This window comes from Falsiroseomonas sp. E2-1-a4, from assembly GCF_051433165.1.
Classification (GTDB): domain Bacteria; phylum Pseudomonadota; class Alphaproteobacteria; order Acetobacterales; family Acetobacteraceae; genus Falsiroseomonas.
In genome coordinates this window covers 35987-56662 of record NZ_JBHMFS010000026.1, presented here as the reverse complement: position 1 = coordinate 56662, position 20676 = coordinate 35987, and the positions used below count along the sequence as shown (strand labels likewise).

20 protein-coding genes are annotated in these 20676 nt (G+C 65.2%); 14 read left to right on the top strand and 6 right to left on the bottom strand.

The window, feature by feature from the left end:
• Positions 1 to 22: 22 nt before the first annotated feature.
• Complete coding sequence (locus tag ACFHNC_RS21630; RefSeq protein ID WP_437171319.1) at positions 23 to 721, bottom strand: cyclic nucleotide-binding domain-containing protein; 699 nt, start codon at positions 719 to 721, stop codon at positions 23 to 25.
• A gap of 246 nt (positions 722 to 967) precedes the next feature.
• On the opposite strand from ACFHNC_RS21630, the gene ACFHNC_RS21625 reads away from it, so the two are divergent.
• The 13 genes from ACFHNC_RS21625 (at position 968) to ACFHNC_RS21565 (ending at position 15625) form a co-directional block, all read left to right on the top strand.
• Positions 968 to 3736, top strand: a complete 2769-nt coding sequence (locus tag ACFHNC_RS21625) for a nitrate/nitrite transporter (RefSeq protein WP_437171318.1) — start codon at positions 968 to 970, stop codon at positions 3734 to 3736.
• Positions 3737 to 3764: 28 nt separating this feature from the next.
• The gene (locus ACFHNC_RS21620; RefSeq protein ID WP_437171317.1) at positions 3765 to 7508 is read left to right on the top strand and encodes a nitrate reductase subunit alpha; all 3744 of its coding nucleotides are present in this window, start codon (positions 3765 to 3767) and stop codon (positions 7506 to 7508) included.
• The gene (gene narH, locus ACFHNC_RS21615) at positions 7505 to 9031 is read left to right on the top strand and encodes a nitrate reductase subunit beta (protein WP_437171316.1); all 1527 of its coding nucleotides are present in this window, start codon (positions 7505 to 7507) and stop codon (positions 9029 to 9031) included. Before ACFHNC_RS21620 ends, narH begins: the two co-directional genes overlap by 4 nt.
• The gene (gene narJ, locus ACFHNC_RS21610; RefSeq protein WP_437171315.1) at positions 9031 to 9777 is read left to right on the top strand and encodes a nitrate reductase molybdenum cofactor assembly chaperone; all 747 of its coding nucleotides are present in this window, start codon (positions 9031 to 9033) and stop codon (positions 9775 to 9777) included. The genes narH and narJ overlap by 1 nt, the downstream gene beginning before the upstream one ends.
• A 12-nt stretch (positions 9778 to 9789) precedes the next feature.
• A complete protein-coding gene (gene narI / locus ACFHNC_RS21605; protein WP_437171314.1) occupies positions 9790 to 10521 on the top strand; it encodes a respiratory nitrate reductase subunit gamma in 732 nt (243 codons plus the stop codon).
• Between the two features lie 5 nt (positions 10522 to 10526).
• A complete protein-coding gene (locus ACFHNC_RS21600; protein ID WP_437171313.1) occupies positions 10527 to 11351 on the top strand; it encodes a peptidylprolyl isomerase in 825 nt (274 codons plus the stop codon).
• Positions 11352 to 11360: 9 nt separating this feature from the next.
• The gene (locus ACFHNC_RS21595; protein ID WP_437171312.1) at positions 11361 to 11702 is read left to right on the top strand and encodes a hypothetical protein; all 342 of its coding nucleotides are present in this window, start codon (positions 11361 to 11363) and stop codon (positions 11700 to 11702) included.
• The gene (locus ACFHNC_RS21590; protein WP_437171311.1) at positions 11689 to 12219 is read left to right on the top strand and encodes a hemerythrin domain-containing protein; all 531 of its coding nucleotides are present in this window, start codon (positions 11689 to 11691) and stop codon (positions 12217 to 12219) included. Before ACFHNC_RS21595 ends, ACFHNC_RS21590 begins: the two co-directional genes overlap by 14 nt.
• Positions 12216 to 12977: a carbonic anhydrase gene (locus tag ACFHNC_RS21585; protein ID WP_437171310.1), complete on the top strand. Its 762-nt coding sequence runs from the start codon at positions 12216 to 12218 to the stop codon at positions 12975 to 12977. Before ACFHNC_RS21590 ends, ACFHNC_RS21585 begins: the two co-directional genes overlap by 4 nt.
• Entirely contained in the window at positions 12974 to 13537 is a 564-nt protein-coding gene (locus tag ACFHNC_RS21580; RefSeq protein WP_437171309.1) for a DUF2478 domain-containing protein, read from the top strand. The genes ACFHNC_RS21585 and ACFHNC_RS21580 overlap by 4 nt, the downstream gene beginning before the upstream one ends.
• Positions 13534 to 14094: a molybdopterin adenylyltransferase gene (gene mog, locus ACFHNC_RS21575; RefSeq protein WP_437171308.1), complete on the top strand. Its 561-nt coding sequence runs from the start codon at positions 13534 to 13536 to the stop codon at positions 14092 to 14094. The genes ACFHNC_RS21580 and mog overlap by 4 nt, the downstream gene beginning before the upstream one ends.
• Positions 14094 to 15260: an NnrS family protein gene (locus ACFHNC_RS21570; protein WP_437171307.1), complete on the top strand. Its 1167-nt coding sequence runs from the start codon at positions 14094 to 14096 to the stop codon at positions 15258 to 15260. Before mog ends, ACFHNC_RS21570 begins: the two co-directional genes overlap by 1 nt.
• 89 nt (positions 15261 to 15349) lie before the next feature.
• A complete protein-coding gene (locus tag ACFHNC_RS21565; RefSeq protein WP_437171306.1) occupies positions 15350 to 15625 on the top strand; it encodes a hypothetical protein in 276 nt (91 codons plus the stop codon).
• A gap of 160 nt (positions 15626 to 15785) precedes the next feature.
• On the opposite strand, the gene ACFHNC_RS21560 is transcribed toward ACFHNC_RS21565, so the two are convergent.
• From ACFHNC_RS21560 to ACFHNC_RS21545, 4 genes are all read right to left on the bottom strand, one after another.
• On the bottom strand, positions 15786 to 15947 hold the full coding sequence (locus ACFHNC_RS21560) for a hypothetical protein (RefSeq protein WP_437171305.1): 162 nt from the start codon (positions 15945 to 15947) through the stop codon (positions 15786 to 15788).
• 22 nt (positions 15948 to 15969) lie between these two features.
• Positions 15970 to 18339 carry a heavy metal translocating P-type ATPase gene (locus ACFHNC_RS21555; protein ID WP_437171304.1) on the bottom strand — a complete coding sequence of 790 codons (2370 nt, stop codon included), beginning with the start codon at positions 18337 to 18339 and terminating at the stop codon, positions 15970 to 15972.
• Between the two features lie 121 nt (positions 18340 to 18460).
• On the bottom strand, positions 18461 to 18979 hold the full coding sequence (gene copM / locus ACFHNC_RS21550; RefSeq protein WP_437171303.1) for a CopM family metallochaperone: 519 nt from the start codon (positions 18977 to 18979) through the stop codon (positions 18461 to 18463).
• Positions 18980 to 19072: 93 nt separating this feature from the next.
• Positions 19073 to 19276, bottom strand: a complete 204-nt coding sequence (locus ACFHNC_RS21545) for a heavy-metal-associated domain-containing protein (RefSeq protein ID WP_437171302.1) — start codon at positions 19274 to 19276, stop codon at positions 19073 to 19075.
• A gap of 343 nt (positions 19277 to 19619) precedes the next feature.
• Between ACFHNC_RS21545 and ACFHNC_RS21540 the strand changes: the two genes are divergently transcribed.
• Positions 19620 to 19907 (top strand): hypothetical protein, encoded by a 288-nt coding sequence (locus ACFHNC_RS21540; protein WP_437171301.1) that lies wholly within the window; start codon positions 19620 to 19622, stop codon positions 19905 to 19907.
• Positions 19908 to 19929: 22 nt separating this feature from the next.
• Here the strand turns inward: ACFHNC_RS21540 and ACFHNC_RS21535 are convergent, their stop codons facing one another.
• Complete coding sequence (locus tag ACFHNC_RS21535) at positions 19930 to 20601, bottom strand: GntR family transcriptional regulator (protein ID WP_437171300.1); 672 nt, start codon at positions 20599 to 20601, stop codon at positions 19930 to 19932.
• Positions 20602 to 20676 lie beyond the last annotated feature (75 nt).

Genomic DNA, 20676 nt, shown 5'->3' with positions numbered 1-20676 from the left:
GGACGTCAGCATCGGCGATGCACTACAGGCTGGTCCCATCGATGGTGGAGCAGGGCTGAGCCAGCTTGCGCAGCGCGGCCACGTCTTGAATGACGACGGATGGACCTTGCACCACGACGTGGTACGCGCCAAGCGCCGCGAAGGACCGCGACAGTACTTCCGGCGCCATGCCCAGGCGTGCCGCGAGCACCTTCTTGTCGAAGGGGAATTCGAAATGCCCGCTAGAGCCATTCTCCGCGTCATGCGTTAGCAACCAGTTGGCCAACCGCTCCAGTCCGGACCGCAGCTTCTGGTTTTTCAACTCCTTGATAACGCCGCGATAGGCCAAAGCGAGGTTTTCGGCGACCGCCCGTGCAAAGCCGGCATCGGCGGCAAAAGCCTGGCGCACGGCGTCCGCCGGCACCATCAGAATCCGCGACGCCACCAGGGCCCGTGCGGATTGGAGATAGGGGCGGTCGAACAGCACGGCTGCGAGAATGAAGCTGTCACCTGGCCCCGAAACGCCAAGCGTTGTTTCACGGGCGCGGTGAAGCGAGAACATCTCGACCGTGCCCTCTACCACGACGTGCAGGAAGTCGGCTGGCTCGCCGGTGTGGATCAGCTCGACATGGGCTGGGAACCGCTGCAGGAAGGCGCCGCGCAGCATGGCCTCGACCTGGTCAGGTTCGACACGCTGGAAAAAGGGGATGCGCCGCATCTCCTCCAAATCTTGGCTCCGCATTGCTCACCTCCCGCGCGACACCTTAACCCGCCGTGGCAATCGACGCTTGACTATTGTCAAGCGAAGCTAAGCAAATTGCCGCCTTGGCCATTGATCCCTGCCAACGGCGGCCATGCCCTGCGCTGGAAGCCGTCTTGATTCGCTTCCGGACCAAGCCGCGCTTGATTTAGATCAAGCAGAGTCAACCCGCCCATACCTTCACTTGCTCCCGACCAGACGCCGCGCGTCGTGAGGAAGGGGGCATGAATGTCCAGCGCCACTGCACCATCCGCCATACAGGGCACGCCTGAACAGGGCCGCGCGCTGTGGCTCTCGACCATTGCCTTCACAGTGTGCTTCGCGGTCTGGACGATCTTCGCCATCATCGGCGTGCAGATCAAACGCGACCTGGGCCTGAGCGAGACTCAATTCGGCCTGCTGGTCGGCACGCCCATCCTGACCGGCTCACTGATCCGCCTGATCCTCGGCATCTGGGCGGACCAGTATGGCGGCCGGATGGTGTTCACCTTCACCATGCTGTCGGCCGCGGTGATGACCGCCTTGCTGACGCTGGCCTATGACTACCCGACCTTCCTGCTCGCCGCATTGGGCGTCGGCATCGCCGGTGGCTCCTTCTCGGTCGGCGTCGCCTATGTGGCCAAGTGGTTCCCGAAGGAGAAGCAGGGCACCGCGCTGGGTATCTTTGGCGCCGGCAATGTGGGCGCCGCGGTCACCAAATTCGCCGCGCCCGTCATCATGGTCGCCTATGGCTGGAAGACCGTCGCGCTGATCTGGGCGGCGGCGCTGCTGGTCATGGCGATCATCTTTTTCCTGATGACCAAAGACGACCCCGACCTGGCCCGCCGACGCGCATCGGGCGCGAAGCCCGAGCCGCTCTCGGCCATGATGGAGCCGCTGAAGAACATCCAGGTCTGGCGGTTCGCGCTCTACTACTTCTTCGTCTTTGGCGCCTTCGTGGCGCTGGCGCTGTGGCTGCCGCGCTATCTGATCGGCGTCTATGGCCTGGATATTGTGACCGCCGGCATGGTGGGTGCGGCCTATTCCATTCCGGCCTCGATCTTCCGCGCCTATGGCGGCCACCTGTCCGACAAATTCGGCGCGCGCCGCATCATGTACTGGACCTTCCTGGTCTCGGTGGTCTGCACCTTCATCCTTTCCTACCCGCCGACTGAGTACGTGGTGCAGGGCATCCGGGGGCCAGTGAGCTTCAGCATGTCCATGAGCCTAGTAGGCTTCATGGTCGTGACCTTCGTGCTCGGCTTCTTCATGAGCCTGGGCAAGGCGGCGGTGTTCAAGCACATCCCAGTCTACTACCCAGATCGCGTCGGCGCCGTGGGCGGCATTGTTGGCCTGGTCGGTGGCCTCGGCGGTTTTGTGCTGCCCATCGCCTTCGGCGCGCTGAATGACCTGACCGGCGTGTGGCAAAGCTGCTTCTGGCTGCTCTTCCTCATCGTCACGGTTTCGCTCCTCTGGATGCATGTCGCTATCCGCCAGATGGAACGGCAGGCGGCCGAGCAGGGCGTGGCCGTCCGCACCCTGCCGGAACTGCCAGAAATGCAGCCAATCCACGGCACGGCGCAACAGGGGGCGCTCGCTGCCACCGGTCCAATCCAGGATTGGCGGCCCGAGGACAAGGATTTCTGGGAAGGCGGCGGCCGTGCGATCGCGCGCCGCAACCTCTGGATCTCCGTGCCCTGCCTGCTGCTGTCTTTCGCAGTCTGGATGGTGTGGTCCGTCGTGGTGGCAAAGCTGCCGAGCGTCGGCTTCGCCTTCACCAACGAGCAGCTGTTTTGGCTCGCTTCCCTGCCGGGCCTGTCCGGCGCGACGCTGCGCATCGCCTACAGCTTCATGCCCGCGATCTTCGGTGGCCGGCTGTGGACCACGCTGGCCACCTGGTCGCTGCTCATTCCGGCACTCGGCATGGGCTTTGCCGTGCAGGATCCGGCCACGCCGTACTGGATCTTCCTGATCCTAGCGCTGTTGTGCGGCTTCGGTGGCGGCAACTTCGCCTCCTCCATGGCCAACATCTCGTTCTTCTTCCCCAAGCGCGAAAAGGGCAACGCGCTCGCGCTCAATGCCGGCCTCGGCAATCTGGGTGTGAGCGTCGTGCAGTTCGTCGTACCGCTGGCCATCACGGCCGGTGTCTTCGGCTGGCTCGGTGGTGCGCCGCAGACCGCAACCGTGGCCGGCGTCACCACGACACTCTGGCTGCAGAATGCCGGCTTCGTCTTCGTGCCCTTCATCATCGCCTCCGCCTTCGCGGCCTGGTTTGGGATGAACGACATCGCCACGATGAAGGCTTCCTTCGCCGACCAGGCTGTGATCTTCCGCCGCACGCACAACTGGATCATGTGCTGGCTCTACACCGGCACCTTCGGCTCCTTCATCGGCTTCTCGGCGGCCTTCCCGTTGCTGTCGCGTATCCTCTACCCCGAGGTCAACGCGCTGCAACTCGCCTTCCTTGGCCCGCTGGTGGGCGCGCTGTCGCGCGCAGCGGCGGGCAAGGCCTGCGACCGGATTGGCGGTGGGCGCATCACCTTCTGGGTTTTCATCGCGATGTCCTTGGGCGTGCTGGGCGTCCTCTACGCGATTGGCATGAAGGGTCAGCCGACCTCCTTCCCGCTCTTCTTCGCGAGCTTCCTGTTCCTGTTCGCCGCGACTGGCGTCGGCAATGCCTCCACCTTCCAGATGATCCCCGCGATCATGCGCAAGGAAGTGGCGCGGCTTGAGCCCGGGATGACCGCGGCGGAACGCGTCAAGCAATCGGACAAGGAAGCGGCAGCCATCATCGGATTCACCTCCGCCATTGCCGCCTATGGCGCCTTCTTCATCCCCAAGAGCTTCGGCACCTCCATCGCCATGACCGGTGGTGCGGAGACTGCGCTCTTCAGCTTCCTGGGCTTCTACCTGAGCTGCGTTCTGGCGACCTGGTGGTTCTACACGCGCCGCGGCGGTCTGCTTCACGACATCGAGCATGGTGGCCGCGCGAGCGCCGCCATCACCCCCGCACAATGATCCCGACAGATATTCGAGGCATCACGACATGAGCCACTTTCTTGACCGCCTGACCTTCTTCAAGAAGCTCCAGGAGCCGTTCTCGAACGGCCACGGCATCACCACGAATGAGGATCGCCGCTGGGAAGACGGCTATCGGAAACGCTGGCAGCACGACAAGATCGTGCGGTCCACGCATGGGGCGAACTGCACCGGCTCCTGCTCGTGGAAGATCTATGTGAAGGGCGGCATCGTCACCTGGGAAACCCAGCAGACAGACTACCCCCGCACGCGGCCCGACCTGCCAAACCATGAACCGCGCGGCTGTTCGCGCGGCGCGTCCTACAGTTGGTATCTCTACTCGGGCAATCGGGTGAAGTACCCGCTGGTGCGCTCCCGCCTCATCAAACTGTGGCGCGAGGCGCGCATGATCATGACACCCGTGGCTGCCTGGGCCTCCATCGTCGAGAACCCGGAGAAGCGCGCATCCTACGTGACCAAGCGCGGCCATGGCGGCTTTGTGCGTGCGCCGTGGGACGAGGTGCAGGAGATCATTGCAGCGGCCAACGCCTACACGGCGAAGACCTATGGCCCGGATCGCATCTTCGGTTTTTCGCCCATCCCGGCCATGTCGATGGTCTCCTACGCCGCGGGGTCGCGTTACCTGTCGCTAATCGGCGGCGTCTGTATGTCCTTCTACGACTGGTACTGCGATCTGCCGCCGGCCTCCCCACAGACTTGGGGCGAGCAGACCGACGTGCCGGAATCGGCCGATTGGTACAACGCGGGCTTCATCATCCTGTGGGGCTCCAACGTCCCGCAGACGCGGACGCCCGACGCACATTTCTATACCGAGGCGCGCTATCGCGGCATGAAGAGCGCGGTGATCTGCCCCGACTACTCGGAAGCCGCGAAGTTCGGCGACATCTGGCTGTCGGTGAAGCAGGGCACGGATTCCGCACTCGCCATGGCGATGGGACACGTCATACTGAAGGAATACCACGTCGCGCGGCAGGTGCCGTATTTCCGCGACTACCTGCGCCAGTATACCGACATGCCAATGCTGGTGAAGCTGGTGCAGCAGGGCGATCAGCTGGTGCCGGAACGCTTCCTTCGGGCCACTGATCTCGACCAGTCCCTGGGCGAGACAAACAATCCCGAGTGGAAGACCGTCGCCTTCGACGAGACCACCGGCAAAATCGTGGCGCCACGCGGCACCATCGGCTTCCGCTGGGGCGAGAGCGGCAAGTGGAACCTGGAGGAAAAAGCGTCGAGCGGCGAGGCCGCAAAGCTGCGCCTCTCACTCGACGGCATCCAGGACGAGATGGCGGAGATTGCCTTCCCCTATTTCGGCAACATCGAGCATGAGCATTTCACCTCGACCACCCATGCCTCCGTGCTGAACCGCCGCGTGCCAGTGAAGCGCCTGGCGCTGGCGGATGGCGAGACACTGGTCGCCAGCGTGCACGACCTGTTCCTGGCGAACTACGGCGTCGATCGCGGCTTCGGCGGCGACAACATCGCGACAAGCTATGACGAGGTGGCGCCCTATACACCAGCCTGGGCCGAGAAGATCACCGGCGTCTCCCGCGACAAGATCATCCAGGTGGCGCGCGAATTCGCCACCAACGCTGAGAAGACCAAGGGCCGGTCGATGATCATCATCGGTGCAGCAATGAACCATTGGTTCCACGCCGACATGAACTACCGCGGCGTCATCAACATGCTCGTGCTGTGCGGCTGCGTGGGCCAGTCGGGCGGCGGATGGGCGCATTATGTGGGGCAGGAGAAGCTGCGCCCGCAGGCCGGCTGGGCGCCGTTGGCCTTCGCGCTGGATTGGGGCCGTCCGCCACGCCAGCAAAACTCAACCTCGGCCTTCTACGCGCACACCGACCAGTGGCGCTATGAGACGATGAACGTGGGCGACATCGTCTCTCCCACCGCGCCGAAAGGTCCGTGGGACGGCACGATCATCGACTACAACATCCGCGCCGAACGGATGGGCTGGCTGCCCTCCGCGCCGCAGCTTGAAACCAATCCGCTGCAGGTGGCGAAGGATGCGGCGGCGGCCGGCATGCCGGCGAAGGAGTATGTGGCGAAGGGGCTGAAGGACGGCACGCTGAAGCTGTCTTGCGAAGACCCGGACAATCCAAAGAACTGGCCTCGCAACATGTTCGTATGGCGGTCCAACCTGCTGGGCTCGTCGGGGAAGGGGCATGAGTATTTCCTGAAGCATCTGCTGGGCACGACGCATGGCGTACTCGGCAAGGACCTCGGCCCAGAGGGACGCGCGAAGGCGACCGAGGCGGTCTGGCATGAGCATGCGCCGGAGGGGAAACTCGACCTGCTGGTGACCTTGGATTTCCGCATGTCCACGACCTGCGTCTATTCGGACATCGTGCTGCCAACGGCCACCTGGTACGAGAAGAACGACCTCAACACCTCCGACATGCACCCCTTCATCCATCCACTGACCAGCGCGGTGGACCCGGCCTGGGAAGCCCGCAGCGACTGGGACATCTACAAGGGCATCGCCGAGGCCTTCTCGCGCGTCGCCCCTGAGGTACTGGGCGTCGAGAAGGATGTCGTGCTCAACCCCATCAAGCACGATAGTGCCCTCGAGATCGCGCAGCCCTTCGACCCGCGTGACTGGAAGCGCGGCGAATGCGAGCCGATCCCCGGCAAGACCATGCCGATGGTCTTCGAGGTGGAGCGCGACTACCCCGCGACCTATGCGCGCTTCACGGCACTTGGGCCGCTGATGGAAAGCATCGGAAACGGCATCAAGGGCATGGCCTGGAAGACCGGGCATGAGGTGAACCACCTCAAGGCGCTGAACGGCACCCATGCCGAGGGCGCGAACAAGGGCCTCGCGCGCATCGTTAGCGATATCGACGCGACGGAGGTGATTCTCATGCTCGCGCCCGAGACGAATGGCGAAGTTGCCGTCCATGCCTGGCAGGCATTGGGCAAGGCGACGGGCCTGGACCACACGCATCTCGCGCTACCGAAGGAAGACGAGAAGATCCGCTTCCGCGACGTGGTGGCTCAGCCGCGCAAGATCATCTCCGCCCCAACCTGGTCAGGACTGGAAAGCGAGAAGGTCTGCTACAACGCGGGCTACACGAATGTGCATGAGCTGATCCCATGGCGCACGCTGACGGGGCGGCAGCAGCTCTATCAGGATCACCTCTGGATGCGGGCCTTTGGCGCGGCGCTCTGCGTCTACCGCCCGCCGGTGGACTTGCGCGCCGTCAAGCCGGTGATCGATCTGAAGCCGAATGGCGAGAAGCAGATCGTGCTGAACTTCATCACGCCGCACCAGAAGTGGGGCATCCACTCCACCTACACCGACAATTTGCTGATGCTCACCCTCTCGCGCGGCGGGCCCTGCATCTGGATCAGCGAGCCGGACGCAAAGCGCGCCGGCATCGTGGATAATGATTGGGTGGAGGCCTTCAACAGCAACGGCGCGCTGGTCGCCCGCGCTGTCGTCTCGCAGCGCGTCAAGGACGGCATGGTCATGATGTACCATGCGCAGGAGAAGATCGTGAACGTGCCGGGCTCGCAGATGACGGGCAACCGCGGCGGCATCCACAACTCGGTTACCCGCATCGTGCTGAACCCGACACACATGATCGGTGGCTACGCGCAGCAATCCTACGATTTCAACTACTACGGCACGATCGGCACCAACCGCGACGAGTTCGTCATTGTCCGCAAGATGACCACGATCGATTGGCTCGAACGTCCGCATGCCGACGCAACGCTGGTCACGGGAGAAGTGGCATGAAAATCCGCGCGCAGATCGCCATGGTGCTCAACCTCGATAAGTGTATCGGCTGCCACACCTGTTCCGTGACCTGCAAGAACGTCTGGACCAATCGGGAGGGCATGGAATACGCCTGGTTCAACAACGTCGAGACCAAGCCCGGCATCGGCTACCCGAAGGACTGGGAAAACCAGGACAAGTGGAAGGGAGGCTGGAAGCGCCTGCGCAGCGGCAAGATCCAGCCGCGCATCGGCGGCAAGTGGCGCGTGCTTGCGAGCATCTTCGCCAACCCGAACATGCCTGAGATCGACGACTACTATGAACCCTTCACCTTCGACTACGAGCACCTGCAGAAGGCGCCCGAACTGGAGGCCTTCCCCACTGCGCGCCCGCGTTCGCTCATCACCGGCGAGCGGATGGAGAAGATCGAATGGGGGCCGAACTGGGAGGAAATCCTGGGCGGCGAATTCGCCAAGCGCTCGAAGGATGCGAACTTCGAAGGCATCCAGAAGGAGATGTACGGGCAGTTCGAAAACACCTTCATGATGTACCTGCCGCGGCTGTGCGAACACTGCCTGAATCCGGCCTGCGCGGCGGCCTGCCCCTCGGGCGCGATCTACAAACGTGAGGAGGATGGCATCGTCCTGATCGACCAGGACAAGTGCCGCGGCTGGCGCATGTGCGTCTCGGGCTGCCCCTATAAGAAGATCTACTTCAACTGGTCCTCGGGGAAATCCGAGAAATGCATCTTCTGTTACCCGCGCATCGAGGCGGGTCAGCCCACAGTGTGCTCCGAGACCTGCGTCGGCCGCATCCGCTACCTGGGCGTGGTGCTCTACGACGCCGACCGGATCGAGGCGGCTGCAAGCGTTCCCGATGAAAAAGATCTTTACCAGTCGCAGATGGACATCTTCTGCGACCCGAACGACCCGGCGGTCATCGCCCAGGCGCGTGCGGACGGGATCAGCGACTCCTGGCTGGAAGCAGCCCGCCATTCACCCGTGTGGAAGATGGCGATGGAGTGGAAGGTCGCCTTCCCGCTGCACCCCGAATACCGCACCCTGCCGATGGTGTGGTACGTGCCGCCGCTCTCGCCCATCACCGCCGCCGCCGAAGCCGGCAAGATGGGCATTGATGGTGGGATGCCGGATGTGCGCTCGCTGCGCATCCCGCTGAAGTACCTCGCCAACCTGCTGACTGCTGGCGATGAAGCGCCCGTCGCCAGCGGGCTGGAACGCATGCTCGCCATGCGCGCCTACATGCGGGCCAAGACCGTTGACGGCGTCATCGACGAGACGATCCCACAGCGTGTCGGCATGACGGCGGCGCAGATCGAAGACATGTACCACATCATGGCGATCGCGAATTACGAAGACCGCTTCGTGATCCCGACCGCGCATCGTGAGGTCACGGAGGACGCCTACGAGATGCGCGGCCACTGCGGCTTCTCCTTTGGCGATGGCTGCTCGCCCAGCGAACAGTCGGGCAATCTGTTCGGCGGCATCAAGCTCAAGAACGACAAGCCGAAGATGGGGGCGCTGTGATGCGCACGCTCAAGGTTCTCTCGGCGCTGCTGACCTATCCAACCCCCGATCTCGTCGCGGCAGGCGCCGAACTTCGCGCCGTGCTGGACCGGGAGACCATGCTACCAAAGCGGGAGCGGGCGGCGGTGGACGCGCTGATCGCAGATCTCGCAACACATGATCTGTATGACGCGCAGGAACGTTACATCCTGCTCTTCGACCGCACGCGCTCGCTCTCGTTGCATCTATTCGAGCATGTGCATGGTGAGAGCCGCGATCGTGGCCAGGCCATGGTGGACCTCATCAAGGTATATGAAGATGGCGGCTTCACGCCCACCACGGCGGAACTGCCGGATTTCCTGCCATTGTTCCTTGAATACGCGGCCACCCGCACACCGGCCGAGGCGATCGAGCTGATTGGCCAGCCCGGCCATGTCTTCGCGGCACTCCGGGAACGGCTGGCCAAGCGGTCTTCGCCTTATGAGGCCATCTTCGCGGCCCTCACCGCGCTGTCGCGCGCGAAGCTCGACGCCGCGGCACTTGCGGCGCTACGCGCCGAGCCGGATCCGGAACCCGACGACCTGGAGGCGCTGGATGCCGCCTGGGAGGAGGAGGAAGTGACCTTCGGCCCTGGCTCAGTTGCCGCAGCCTGCGGCACCGATACCCTGGCCGCCAAGCTGCGCCAAGCCGGGCGCCCAGCGCCGGGGCTGGAGCCCCCGCCGGGCCAGCGGCCGCGCACCATCGTCACCCATCGCACCGCCGGCTGAGGAGCATCCATCATGCGCGACGCCATATTCCACATCCTCTTCGTCTGGTACCCCTATGTGGCGCTGACGGCCTTTCTGCTCGGCAGCCTCATCCGCTTCGACCGGGAGCAGTATAGCTGGCGCGCGAGTTCCAGTCAGATGCTGCGCAAGAAGCAGCTTACCTGGGGCTCGAACCTGTTCCATGGCGGCATCCTGTTTCTGTTCCTCGGCCATGCGGCTGGTCTGCTGACGCCGAAGTTCATCTACACCCTGTTCATCACGGTCGAGCAGAAGCAGCTCATTGCCGTCATCGCCGGCGGGATCGCGGGGCTCATCTGCTTCATCGGCCTGTCTCTGCTGCTGCATCGCCGGCTGTATGATGCGCGCATCCGCGTCACCTCCACCTACATGGATCTCGCGGTGCTCATCATCCTCTGGGTGCAGCTTTCGCTTGGCCTTATCACGCTGCCCTTCTCGTTCGCGCACTCCGACGGGTCGGTGATGCTGACGTTGTCGTACTGGGCGCAGGGTATCCTCACGCTGCAGCCGGTCGATGCGAAAACGTTGCAGGGGCTGGCCTTCCCCTTTCTCGCGCACCTCGTGCTGGGCATGACGATCTTTCTGCTCTTCCCCTTCTCACGCCTGGTGCATGTGTGGTCGGCGCCCGTCTGGTATCTGGGGCGGCGCGGCTACCAGGTTGTGCGCAGCCGCCGGCCGCTGGGCGCCCCGGGCGTGAAGCCCGCCCCGAGCCAGGCAGCGGAGTGAAGACGATGAGCACAACCTCCGCCTGCGCGGTAAAGCCCGCGCTGCCTGGCAGCCGCAAGACGATCAGCGTGAACGGTGTGGCGATCTCCCGCGCCGCCATCGCGCAGGAAACGCAGAATCACCCAGCCGGCAAGCCGCTCGACGCCATGAAGGCCGCCTCCGCCGCGCTGGTGGTGCGTGAGCTTCTACTGCAAGAGGCGCGTCGCCTCGCCATTCCGGTGGAACCGGCCAGTGATGGAGAGGGCCGTCGTGAAACCGACGAGGAAGCACTGGTCCGTTGCCTGATCGAGCGCGAGGTCCGCACACCCGAGGCCGACGAGGCTGCCTGCCGGCGCTTTCATGACCAGAACCGGCGCCGGTTCCGCACGCCAGATATCTACGAAGCGCGTCATATTCTACTGCCCGCGAACCAGCCTGAGAGTCCTGCGGTGGCTGCTGCGATCCTGGCGCGTCTGGCGCTCGAACCGGGCGAGTTCGCAGCCCTGGCACTCGCCCACTCCGCCTGCCCATCAGGCAAGACCGCCGGCAACCTTGGCCAGATTGGACCTCGGCAGACGGTGCCCGAGTTCGAGGAAGCATTGGCGCGCATCACCGTGGGCTCCATTCATCCGGAGCCGGTGGAGACGCGCTACGGCCTGCATATCGTGGCGCTCGACCGGCGAATCGAAGGGCGCGACCTGCCCTTCGAAATGGTGCAGGGGCGCATCGCCGAATGGATGGGTGAAAAGGTCCGGCGCGCGGCAATCCGGCAATATGTCTCAATCCTGGCCGGTCGGGCTGACATCCAGGGCATCGACCTGGATGCGTCAGCCTCGCCGCTTGTTCAGTGAGGTGATGCCATGCTGCTCGGCACCATTCTAAAGCGCCTGGGCAATGAGGCCGACGCAGCCGAAGCTCTCGACGCGATGGGCGATATCATCCTCCTCACCGAGGTCCAGGCCATGGGAGAACTGCACGACGAGAGCCCGGCCGATTACGTGTGTGGCGCCACCAGGCGCTTTGCCGCGGATGCCACGAGCGAGGATTGGCTCGCGCTGATGACGGCGATCGAGCGCAGCGACGATCCGGCGCGCACCACGCTAGACAGGATGCTCCGTTGGTCGCTGGCCCGCGATGCTGCGGGGCCGGCCACGACGGGCTGTGGCTGTGGCAAGGGCGGGCCGGGCGATGCTCTCGGATGATACCGCACCACCGCCCTTCGCCCTGCTGGATGATCCGCTGGCCTACATCCTTGCGGCCCATCTCCGACAGCGCGCCGTCTGCGTGGTGCTGCGGCGTTTTGCGACCGAGCGCGTGGCGAGCCGCGCCGAGGCCGACAGAATGACCGCCTATCTGACGGGTGATCTTTGCCTGCATCACGAGGATGAGGATCTCGACCTCTATCCGATGCTCCGGCGCCGTGCGTTGCCGGCGGATGGACTTGGCATCACCTTGGCGCGGCTCGGGGAGGAACACCGCCAGGGTGCGGCGATGGCCGACATTATTGTGGAGGCTCTTTCCGCAAAGCCCGCCGACGACACGGTGCACATCGACATCGCGCCGGGGGAGGCGATGCAGGCCTATGCCGCTAGCGAGATGCGGCATTTGGCGCTTGAAAATGGCGTGGTGCTGGCGCTGGCGCGCATTCGCCTGACGCGACCTGACCTGAAGGCTATCAGCCGCGGCATGAAGCTGCGGCGGGGAGTGGAGGGCGCATGATCAGCCTCGATCACCTGTTTGACCGCAACGTCGCCTGGGCCGACCGTAAGACGGAGCAGGACCCCACCTTCTTCCGGCGGCTCTCGGAGCAGCAGGCACCGAAATATCTATGGATCGGTTGTTCTGATAGCCGCATCACCGCGAATGATGTGCTGGGTCTCGATCCCGGTGAGGTCTTCGTGCATCGGAACATCGCCAACATCGTCCATACCAGCGACATGAACATTCTCGCGGTGCTGGAATACGCAGTTGATGTCCTGCATGTGCAGCACATCATCGTCTCCGGCCACTACGGCTGCGGCGGGGTGCAGCGCGCGATGGCGGATGAGCGCGGCGCGCTGGTGGACCACTGGCTGCAGCCGCTTTCGATGTTCTATCGCAAGCATCGCCGCTTGTTTGACGACATGGGCGACGCGGAGCGCCAACTCAACCGGCTTTGCGAACTCAATGTCGAGATGCAGATCAGGCGTGTCGCCGCGACGCCGATCGTCGAGGGCGCCTGGGCACGCGGCGTGGATCTGCATTTGCATGGCTGGATCTACGGCATGCATGACGGACTGCTGCGCGACCTCGGAGCCACGGTGGCGACCATCGCCGAGCGCGACGCGCTGCCTTCGATTGACCAGAGCGTCACGGCGCGAACCGAGCCCCTCAGCCCGCGGCGCCGCCATGCTCTGGAAGCCTTCTCAGCCATCGGGCTGGAGGACATGGCCTCACCACCCTGCTGCATGCCGCCCATGGATAATATCCCACGATGACCAATGATGTTCCCCTCATCACGGCGCTGGTTTATGCCGAGAGCGCGCTGGCAGACCAGGTACTGCGCCGAATTGTGCGACAATTCGAAGCCGCCGGCCGTCGACTCGCAGGCGTAATCCAGCACGATACGCCGCGTGCCGGCCGGATCGGCTGTGACATGACGCTGGAAGAACTTTCGACCGGCGCTGCCATCGAAATTTCGCAGGATCGCGGACCGCATGCGCGCGGCTGCCGTCTCGACCTTGGAGAGATGGCGCGGGCAATCCAACTGGTGTCAATGGCGCTTCGGGGCGCACCCGACCTGCTGGTCCTGAACAAATTCGGCAAGACGGAGGTCGAGGGTGGCGGCTTTCGCTCGCTGATCGCGGAGGCCATCGACCAGGGAGTACCCGTTCTGATCGCCGTGCCCTACCGCAACATCGACCCGTGGCGGGCCTTCTCGGGCAACCTGGCGCGAGAGATCCACCTGACCAGTCCGGATGGTGATCTGGCACTGAACCCTCTTTTTCCTGCAGTGGCAGCGCCTGCGCCAACCCAGCCCGGGCCGCGCGGCGCATGATATCGGCGGAGCCAGTTCATGCTGGTGCGGCGGTCCGGATTGGCGTGGTCACCATCTCCGACCGCGCGTTTCGAGGCATCTACGCAGACCAGGGGGGGCCGGGCATCGAAGCGGCACTCACGCGCATCATGGCTTCCCCTTGGCAGGCGGTGCGGCGCCTTGTTCCCGACGAACGTCCAGCCATAGAGGCTGCGTTGCGCGAGCTGGCGGATGTTGAGCGATGCCCGCTGATCGTCACCACAGGTGGCACTGGCCCGTCACCGCGCGATGTGACGCCGGAAGCAACGGAGGCGGTCTGCGACCGTGTGCTGCCGGGTTTTGGGGAATTGATGCGCGCCGTCTCGTTGCGCTCCGTACCGACCGCGATTCTCTCGCGCCAGATGGCCGGTACGCGTGGGCGAAGCCTCATCGTCAACCTGCCAGGCAAACCCTCGGCCATCGCCGAATGCCTGGCAGCGGTCTTCCCGGCGATTCCCTACTGCATCGACCTGATCGAAGGACCGCGGATCGAGACGGACCCCGCCGTCTGCATTGCCTTTCGGCCGAAGGGGGCGTGATGGCGCTGTTCGCGCATGGCTTCCGACCCTTCTTCCTGATGGCAGGGTTGGTGGCGCCGGCCGCCATTGGCGTCTGGGTACTGACGCTGGCCGGTTTTGCCCTGCCGGAGGGTCCGCTGCCACCGGTACGATGGCATGCGCATGAGGCGCTGGGCGGATTCGTCGCTGCGGCCATGATCGGCTTTCTGATGACGGCGATCCCGAATTGGACAGGTCGGCGTGGTTATTCCGGCGCGCCGTTGGTCGCTCTGGCAACGCTGTTCCTGGCGGCGCGCTTCGCGATGCTGCCGGGCTCCCCGGTGCCCATCGAGATTGCGGCGTTGCTTGCCCTTACGCCACTGCCTGCAACGCTTTTGCTGGTGCTGCCGGCGCTGTTGAAGGCGAAGGCGCCCCGTCTGTTCGGCCCGCCTGCGCTGGTGCTGGTGTTCTGGTCCGGGCAGGTGATGATGCTGGCCGAGGAAGCCGATTGGTGGGCCTCGCCGGGCTGGGCGGTCGGGCAATTGCTGATGGCGGACATGGCGCTGTTGTTGGTCGTCCTGATCGGCGGGCGGATCGTGCCGTCCTTCACACTGAACGCACTGCGCAAGACACCGCGGCCGGCGGAAGCCAAGCCACTGCCGGGTGTGGACCGCGCTGCGATCCTGGCCGTGGCGGCGGTGGCGGTGGTGGATCTGGCCGCACCTGGGGGCGTGCTGGCCGGGCTGGTGGCGGCGATCGCAGCGGCGCTGGTGGCGCTGCGCCTGTCACGTTGGCACGGGCTGCGAACGCTCCGCTGGCCGATCCTGTGGATACTGCACCTGGCTTATGCGCTGATCCCGCTGGCGCTCGCCGTGAAGGCCGTCTCGCACCTGACCGGAGCGCCGTGGGCATCGGCTTGGCTGCACCTGCAAATGGCGGGCGCGGTGTCGCTGATGATCGTCGCGGTCATGACGCGCGCAACGCTCGGGCATACCGGAAACGTGCTGGTCGCGGCACCGGCAGCGGTCGCCGCATATGTGCTGCTGGTGACCGCGGCGCTGTTACGCGGTTTCAGTCACCTCGCCGGGGCGGATGCGCTGGTCGTGCTGATTGCCGCAGCACTGTGCTGGGTGACCGCGTTTCTGCTGATCCTGCTGGTCTACGCGCCGATGCTCCTTGGCCCGCGCGCGGATGGGAAGCCAGGGTGAAGGTTGGTTGAGGGGATCGGCGGCCGCCTTGGCGGCGGTAGTTAAAGGGTTCGCTCTGAGCCATGAGGTTTTGCTGCGGATCGAGACGCTTGCCCATTACCGGCAAGACCGTTGGACGGCAAAGCGGGAATGAGGCCAAGGAAGGCGTTGGTGGCTTGGGCGTCCTTCGTTTCGACTTCCTCGGCGTACGCCTCGTCGCGGCCGTGGCAGGCGGGTGTTGGTACACGCATCAGTGCCCGCTGCCCGCGCCCGTCGCCGGCTTCGTGCAGAACGCGACCGTAACGGTGTTTGGCCTGGGCGCGGTCGTGACACGGATTATGACAGTGGTGCTGCGGAACCCACTGGCCGAGGCGGAGTCTGCGTGACACTCAACGGCTCTAGAGGTCCTGCGGCAAGTCCTGCAGGTCGCGTACTGCGTGCAGGACCCAAGGATGCGCGGCAGCACGACGTTGGCGCGACAGACCCGGATGTCGGTGACCCGCGCGGCATCAGGAACCCGACGGTTTCGGGCGCGAGGTTCCGTCGCTACTTCCCGCCACGCAGAGCCTCCTCGACGGCAGCCACGGATTTTGTGTGCTCCTCACCGCGCCAGAGATCGGGCCAGCAGCGACCTTCGACGACGCCGAAGTCGTCCACCTCCATCACCTGCATGCCGCCCTCCCGCATCCGGGCGTGCGTGCGCGACATGCGGCTTCGTTACTGGCGCCTTTCAATCCAAATGCGTCGTCCGTAGCCGCAACGCGTTCCCCACCACGCTCACCGAAGACAGCGCCATCGCCGCAGCCGCAATGATCGGTGACAGCAGGATGCCGAACGTTGGGTAGAGCACCCCCGCTGCGATCGGCACGCCGGCCGCATTGTAGGCGAACGCGAAGAACAGGTTCTGCCGGATGTTACCCATCACGGCCTCGGACAATCGCCGCGCCCGGACAATCCCCATCAGGTCGCCACCAAGCAGCGTCACACCGGCGCTCTCGATCGCCACGGCCGTACCGGTGCCCATGGCGATGCCCACCTCGGCCGCGGCCAGCGCCGGCGCGTCATTCACACCATCGCCGGCCATCGCCACGCGACGTCCCTCGGCCTTCAACTTTTCGATGATGCGCTGCTTGTCCTCGGGAAGAACCTCCGCCTCCACCTCGGTGATGCCGAGGCGCCGCGCCACGGCCTCGGCCGTCGTGCGGTTGTCGCCCGTCAGCATCACCACCCGCACGCCCTCTTTCGCGAGGCCCGCGAGGGCTGCCGCCGTTGTCTCCTTCACCGGATCGGCCACGGCGACGATTCCGAAGGCGCGGCCATCCACCGCCACGAAGAAGACCGTGGCGCCATCACCGCGCAGACGCTCGGCTTCGGCCGAAAGCGCGCCGACATCCACCTTGGCCTCGTCCATCAACCGGGCATTGCCTACTGCAACTTGGCGTCCATCGACCGTGCCGGTCACGCCACGGCCAGTGGGGGCATCAAAGCCCTCTACTGCCGGCACGGCGATCCCGCGCTTCTCCGCCGCCCGCACCACGGCTTCGGCAAGGGGATGCTGGCTGGGTCGTTCCAACCCCGCAGCCAGGCGCAACACCTCCTCTTCGGCCACACCTGTTGCCGGGATCACCGCCACCACATCCGGCCGCCCTTGCGTAAGCGTTCCCGTCTTGTCGACAACGAGCGTGTCGATCCGCTCCATGCGCTCCAGTGCCTCGGCGTTCTTGATCAGCACGCCCGCCTGCGCGCCCCGCCCGACGCCCACCATGATGGACATCGGTGTCGCCAGCCCCAGCGCACACGGGCAGGCGATGATCAGCACTGTCACGGCCGCGACCAGCGCGAAGGCGAGGCGCGGCTCCGGCCCCCACATCGCCCAGACTGCGAAGGCAAGCAGCGCGATGGCGACCACCACGGGTACGAACCAGCCACTGACCTGGTCGGCCAGGCGCTGGATCGGCGCGCGGGAACGCTGTGCGCCCGCGACCATGCGCACGATCTGCGCCAACACCGTGTCCTGCCCAACGCGATCCGCGCGCATGACGAAACTGCCCTGGCCGTTCAGCGTGCCGCCCACCACCTGATCGCCTACCCCCTTGGTGACCGGTACTGCCTCACCGGTTACCAAGCTCTCATCGACGTTGGAGGCACCCTCCAGCACCGCGCCATCAAGTGGCACCTTATCGCCTGGACGAACGCGGAGCCGATCGCCGACCACGATGGCCGCGAGCGGGACGTCCTCATCCGATCCATCGTCCCGCAGCCGCCGGGCCTGGGCCGGCGCGAGGTCCAGTAGCGCCCGGATGGCGCCGCCGGTCTGCTCGCGCGCCCGCAATTCCAGCACCTGCCCGAGGAGCACCAGCACCACAATGACGGCCGCCGCCTCGAAATACACCGCCACCGAGCCATCGGCCACGCGGAAGGCGGCGGGGAAGATGCCGGGGGCCAGTGTGGCCACGACGCTGAACACCCAGGCGACACCAGTGCCGAGTGCGATCAGGGTGAACATGTTGAGGCTGCGGTTCACCAGGCTCTGCCAGCCGCGGACGAAGAACGGCCAGCCCGCCCAGAGCACCACGGGCGTCGCCAGCGTCAGTTGAATCCAGTTGCCGATGCGCGGCCCGCCGACGAGGTGCATCATCCCCGTCAGGTGACCGCCCATTTCCAGCAGGAAGACCGGGATGGTCAGCACAAGACCGATCCAGAAGCGCCGGGTGAAGTCCACCAGCTCCGGGTTGGGTCCTGTCTCGGCCGAAGGGGTTTCAGCTTCGAGTGCCATGCCGCAGATCGGGCAACTTCCAGGGCCTGGCTGCCGGATCTGCGGGTGCATCGGGCAGGTGTAGATGGTGCCCGGCGCGACGGCTTCGGCGCGCAGCGGCGCACGCGCCTGAAGATACTTGCCCGGTTCGGCAATGAACTTGGTGCGGCAACCGGCGGAGCAGAAATGGTAGGCCTGCCCAGCATGCTCGGCGTGGTGCGCGGTGTTCGCCGGATCCACCGTCATGCCGCAGACCGGATCCTTCACGGTGCCCGATGCCGCCGCAGTCGCTTCAGGGTGCGGATCGTGCTTGCCGTTAGCTGTGTGGGGACCGTGATGTTCCATGTCCATCTAACTCCTCAGCGCGCGATAGCTCGTGACCGGCCGCGTTGCGGGCATCGCTATCGACGGCGGCAGCGGCCATGGGCGGGGAGCAGACGGGCGGGGAGCGGGCCCGCCCCTTCCATCAGCGTAGCCGTGCCAGAAAGGCGCGCAGGGCGGCGATCTCGCTCTCCTGCGCGCGAATCACGGCCTCGGCCAGGCTGCGCATCCCCGGGTCCCGGCCATGCGCTAGCTGGACCCGCGCCATCTCGATCGCGCCCTCATGGTGCGGGATCATGGAAGCGGCGAAATCGCGGTCAGCATCGCCCGTGAAGGTGATGGCCATGTCGCGATGCATCTTCTCATTCGCGGCCAGGAAGGCGGCGGTCGAGGGGGAAACGTCAGTTGCCCCTTGGGCCGCGGTTCCAGGAACTGCCGCGCGGGGGTGGTGCGGGTCAGCCGTGGGCGCCTGCGTGCCAGGCATCCGCCGCTGCTGCATGTGCTGCATGTGCTGCATGGGCTGATGCATGCCGGGCATCTGGCCCATCATCCCGGGCTGTCCGGGCTGCGGTTGCGGTGTGGTGCCCTGGGCGATGGCGAAGCCTGCGGCGGAGACGGTGGCGAGGCCGGCAGCAAGGGCAAGTGAGCAAGCAAGGCGGGTCATGTGCTGGTTTCCTTTGATCCGAGCTGAACAAGACTGCCCCCTTCGGCATGTCGCCAGCGTCACGCCGTCATGACAAAGCATGTCAGCGCGCGATCAGGCGGAGATGCGCTCGACCTGCCAACCACCATCGCGCAACGCCTGTTCCAGCCGCGCTGTGTCCATGGCCGACGTCACGGCCGCTTCCCGCGTGTCCAGCTTGATATCAACCTCCGCCTGCGGGTCGGCCTGTCGGAGCGACGCCGTGACGCCCTTCGCGCAGCCGCCGCAGTTCATGTTCGCGATCCGAAAGCGATGCATCACACCCTCCTCATGGGTTCTGTCGAGCCAAGGAAGTGGTGATTGCCCCAATGGGAGGGTCAAGGGCGTTGCGCGGCTCAATTTCGGCTAAGCGTCGCCTCACAGTTGCGCGCCGCCGCGGAAACGCAGGAACACCGAGCGACCGCCACGCGCTTCGGAGGCCAGTACGTCATAGACTGCACGGCACTTGGCGGAAGGTGACGCAGCGTGTCTCGCGGCACGCGGCTTCACTATTTCTAGACATATCAGGCGCCTATTGTCCGACCCTGGGGCGGTGTCCTATGCTCCGTGAGGCCCGATAGGGTTCCACTTGCGAGTGGCCTTGGGCGGTTGTCGGCAAGCGTTGGCGAACATTCCAGCAGCTTTGGGTCGGCTGGCGTTGCCCGCCAGGCAGGCCAGAGCCCATTCTTCTCCCAGGCCTGGATCTCCAGCCGCCAAGCGCTATCTGGAGGCCTTCGCGCAGATCTACCGGGATTTTGCGGACCAGATCCTCGCAGCGCCCGCAGAGCAGGCCCTGGATGCCATGCCGGCGCCTGTGCCGGGGATCGAAGATGGGCTGCGCGGCATGCGCTTCATTGCCGCGGCCGTTGCCTCCAGCCAGCTTGGCGCGACCTGGGTGCCGGTGGGGTAGCGCGAGGCGCAAGGATCGCGGGTCACTCCGGTGCGGGAACGGGGTCGGCGCTCATTCGCGCCAGCGTCTCGGCGGTGCGTGACAGATGCTGTGCGATAAGCGTTGCGGCAAGCTCCGGCTGCCGCGCCGTCATCGCCTCGATCAATTGCCAATGCTCGGCCTGCTGCTGCGCAACGCCCAGATCGGCGGCCCCTGCCCGCACATAACGCTCCACATTGGTCCGCTGCACCCGGATCATCTCGATCAGCCGTGGCCATCGTGATGCCGCGTGCACACCATCGTGGAATGCCGCGTTCAACCTCATCCAGGCCTCGTCACGCACTGCGTACCGGTCCATTCGCCGCAGGATCCCGCGCAGCTGCATGAGCTCGGCTTCCGTGACCTGCACGGTCGCCTGCGCCAGCGCCAGACGCTCAAGCGCGATGCGGATGGCAAACAGCTCGCGCAGATTCTCCGCCGTCAGGCGCGTGACCTCCACCCCGCGATAAGGAAGGACTTGGATCAGCCCCTCCCCCTCCAGCTGCTTGAGCGCGTCGCGCACCGGTGTCCGGCTGACGCCATGCCGGTTCGCGATCTCATCGATGTCGAGACGCGCACCCGCGGGAATGCGCCCCCGCAGGATATCCAGCCGCAGCGCAGCGGCCACCGCCTCCTGCCGGCTGGGATAGACCGCAGGCGCCAGGGCCGGCGCCACGGTTTTTGTCGGCGCGGGTGCGACAGCAGGCTTGCGCGATGGTTTTGGTGGCGGCATCGTGCACTAATATATTAT

Coding starts and splice junctions, on each gene's coding strand:
- ACFHNC_RS21630 (WP_437171319.1), bottom strand. CDS start 721: ATGCGGAGCCAAGATTTGGAGGAGATGCGGCGCATCCCCTTTTTCCAG.
- ACFHNC_RS21625 (WP_437171318.1), top strand. CDS start 968: ATGTCCAGCGCCACTGCACCATCCGCCATACAGGGCACGCCTGAACAG.
- ACFHNC_RS21620 (WP_437171317.1), top strand. CDS start 3,765: ATGAGCCACTTTCTTGACCGCCTGACCTTCTTCAAGAAGCTCCAGGAG.
- narH (WP_437171316.1), top strand. CDS start 7,505: ATGAAAATCCGCGCGCAGATCGCCATGGTGCTCAACCTCGATAAGTGT.
- narJ (WP_437171315.1), top strand. CDS start 9,031: ATGCGCACGCTCAAGGTTCTCTCGGCGCTGCTGACCTATCCAACCCCC.
- narI (WP_437171314.1), top strand. CDS start 9,790: ATGCGCGACGCCATATTCCACATCCTCTTCGTCTGGTACCCCTATGTG.
- ACFHNC_RS21600 (WP_437171313.1), top strand. CDS start 10,527: ATGAGCACAACCTCCGCCTGCGCGGTAAAGCCCGCGCTGCCTGGCAGC.
- ACFHNC_RS21595 (WP_437171312.1), top strand. CDS start 11,361: ATGCTGCTCGGCACCATTCTAAAGCGCCTGGGCAATGAGGCCGACGCA.
- ACFHNC_RS21590 (WP_437171311.1), top strand. CDS start 11,689: ATGCTCTCGGATGATACCGCACCACCGCCCTTCGCCCTGCTGGATGAT.
- ACFHNC_RS21585 (WP_437171310.1), top strand. CDS start 12,216: ATGATCAGCCTCGATCACCTGTTTGACCGCAACGTCGCCTGGGCCGAC.
- ACFHNC_RS21580 (WP_437171309.1), top strand. CDS start 12,974: ATGACCAATGATGTTCCCCTCATCACGGCGCTGGTTTATGCCGAGAGC.
- mog (WP_437171308.1), top strand. CDS start 13,534: ATGATATCGGCGGAGCCAGTTCATGCTGGTGCGGCGGTCCGGATTGGC.
- ACFHNC_RS21570 (WP_437171307.1), top strand. CDS start 14,094: ATGGCGCTGTTCGCGCATGGCTTCCGACCCTTCTTCCTGATGGCAGGG.
- ACFHNC_RS21560 (WP_437171305.1), bottom strand. CDS start 15,947: ATGTCGCGCACGCACGCCCGGATGCGGGAGGGCGGCATGCAGGTGATG.
- ACFHNC_RS21555 (WP_437171304.1), bottom strand. CDS start 18,339: ATGGAACATCACGGTCCCCACACAGCTAACGGCAAGCACGATCCGCAC.
- copM (WP_437171303.1), bottom strand. CDS start 18,979: ATGACCCGCCTTGCTTGCTCACTTGCCCTTGCTGCCGGCCTCGCCACC.
- ACFHNC_RS21545 (WP_437171302.1), bottom strand. CDS start 19,276: ATGCATCGCTTTCGGATCGCGAACATGAACTGCGGCGGCTGCGCGAAG.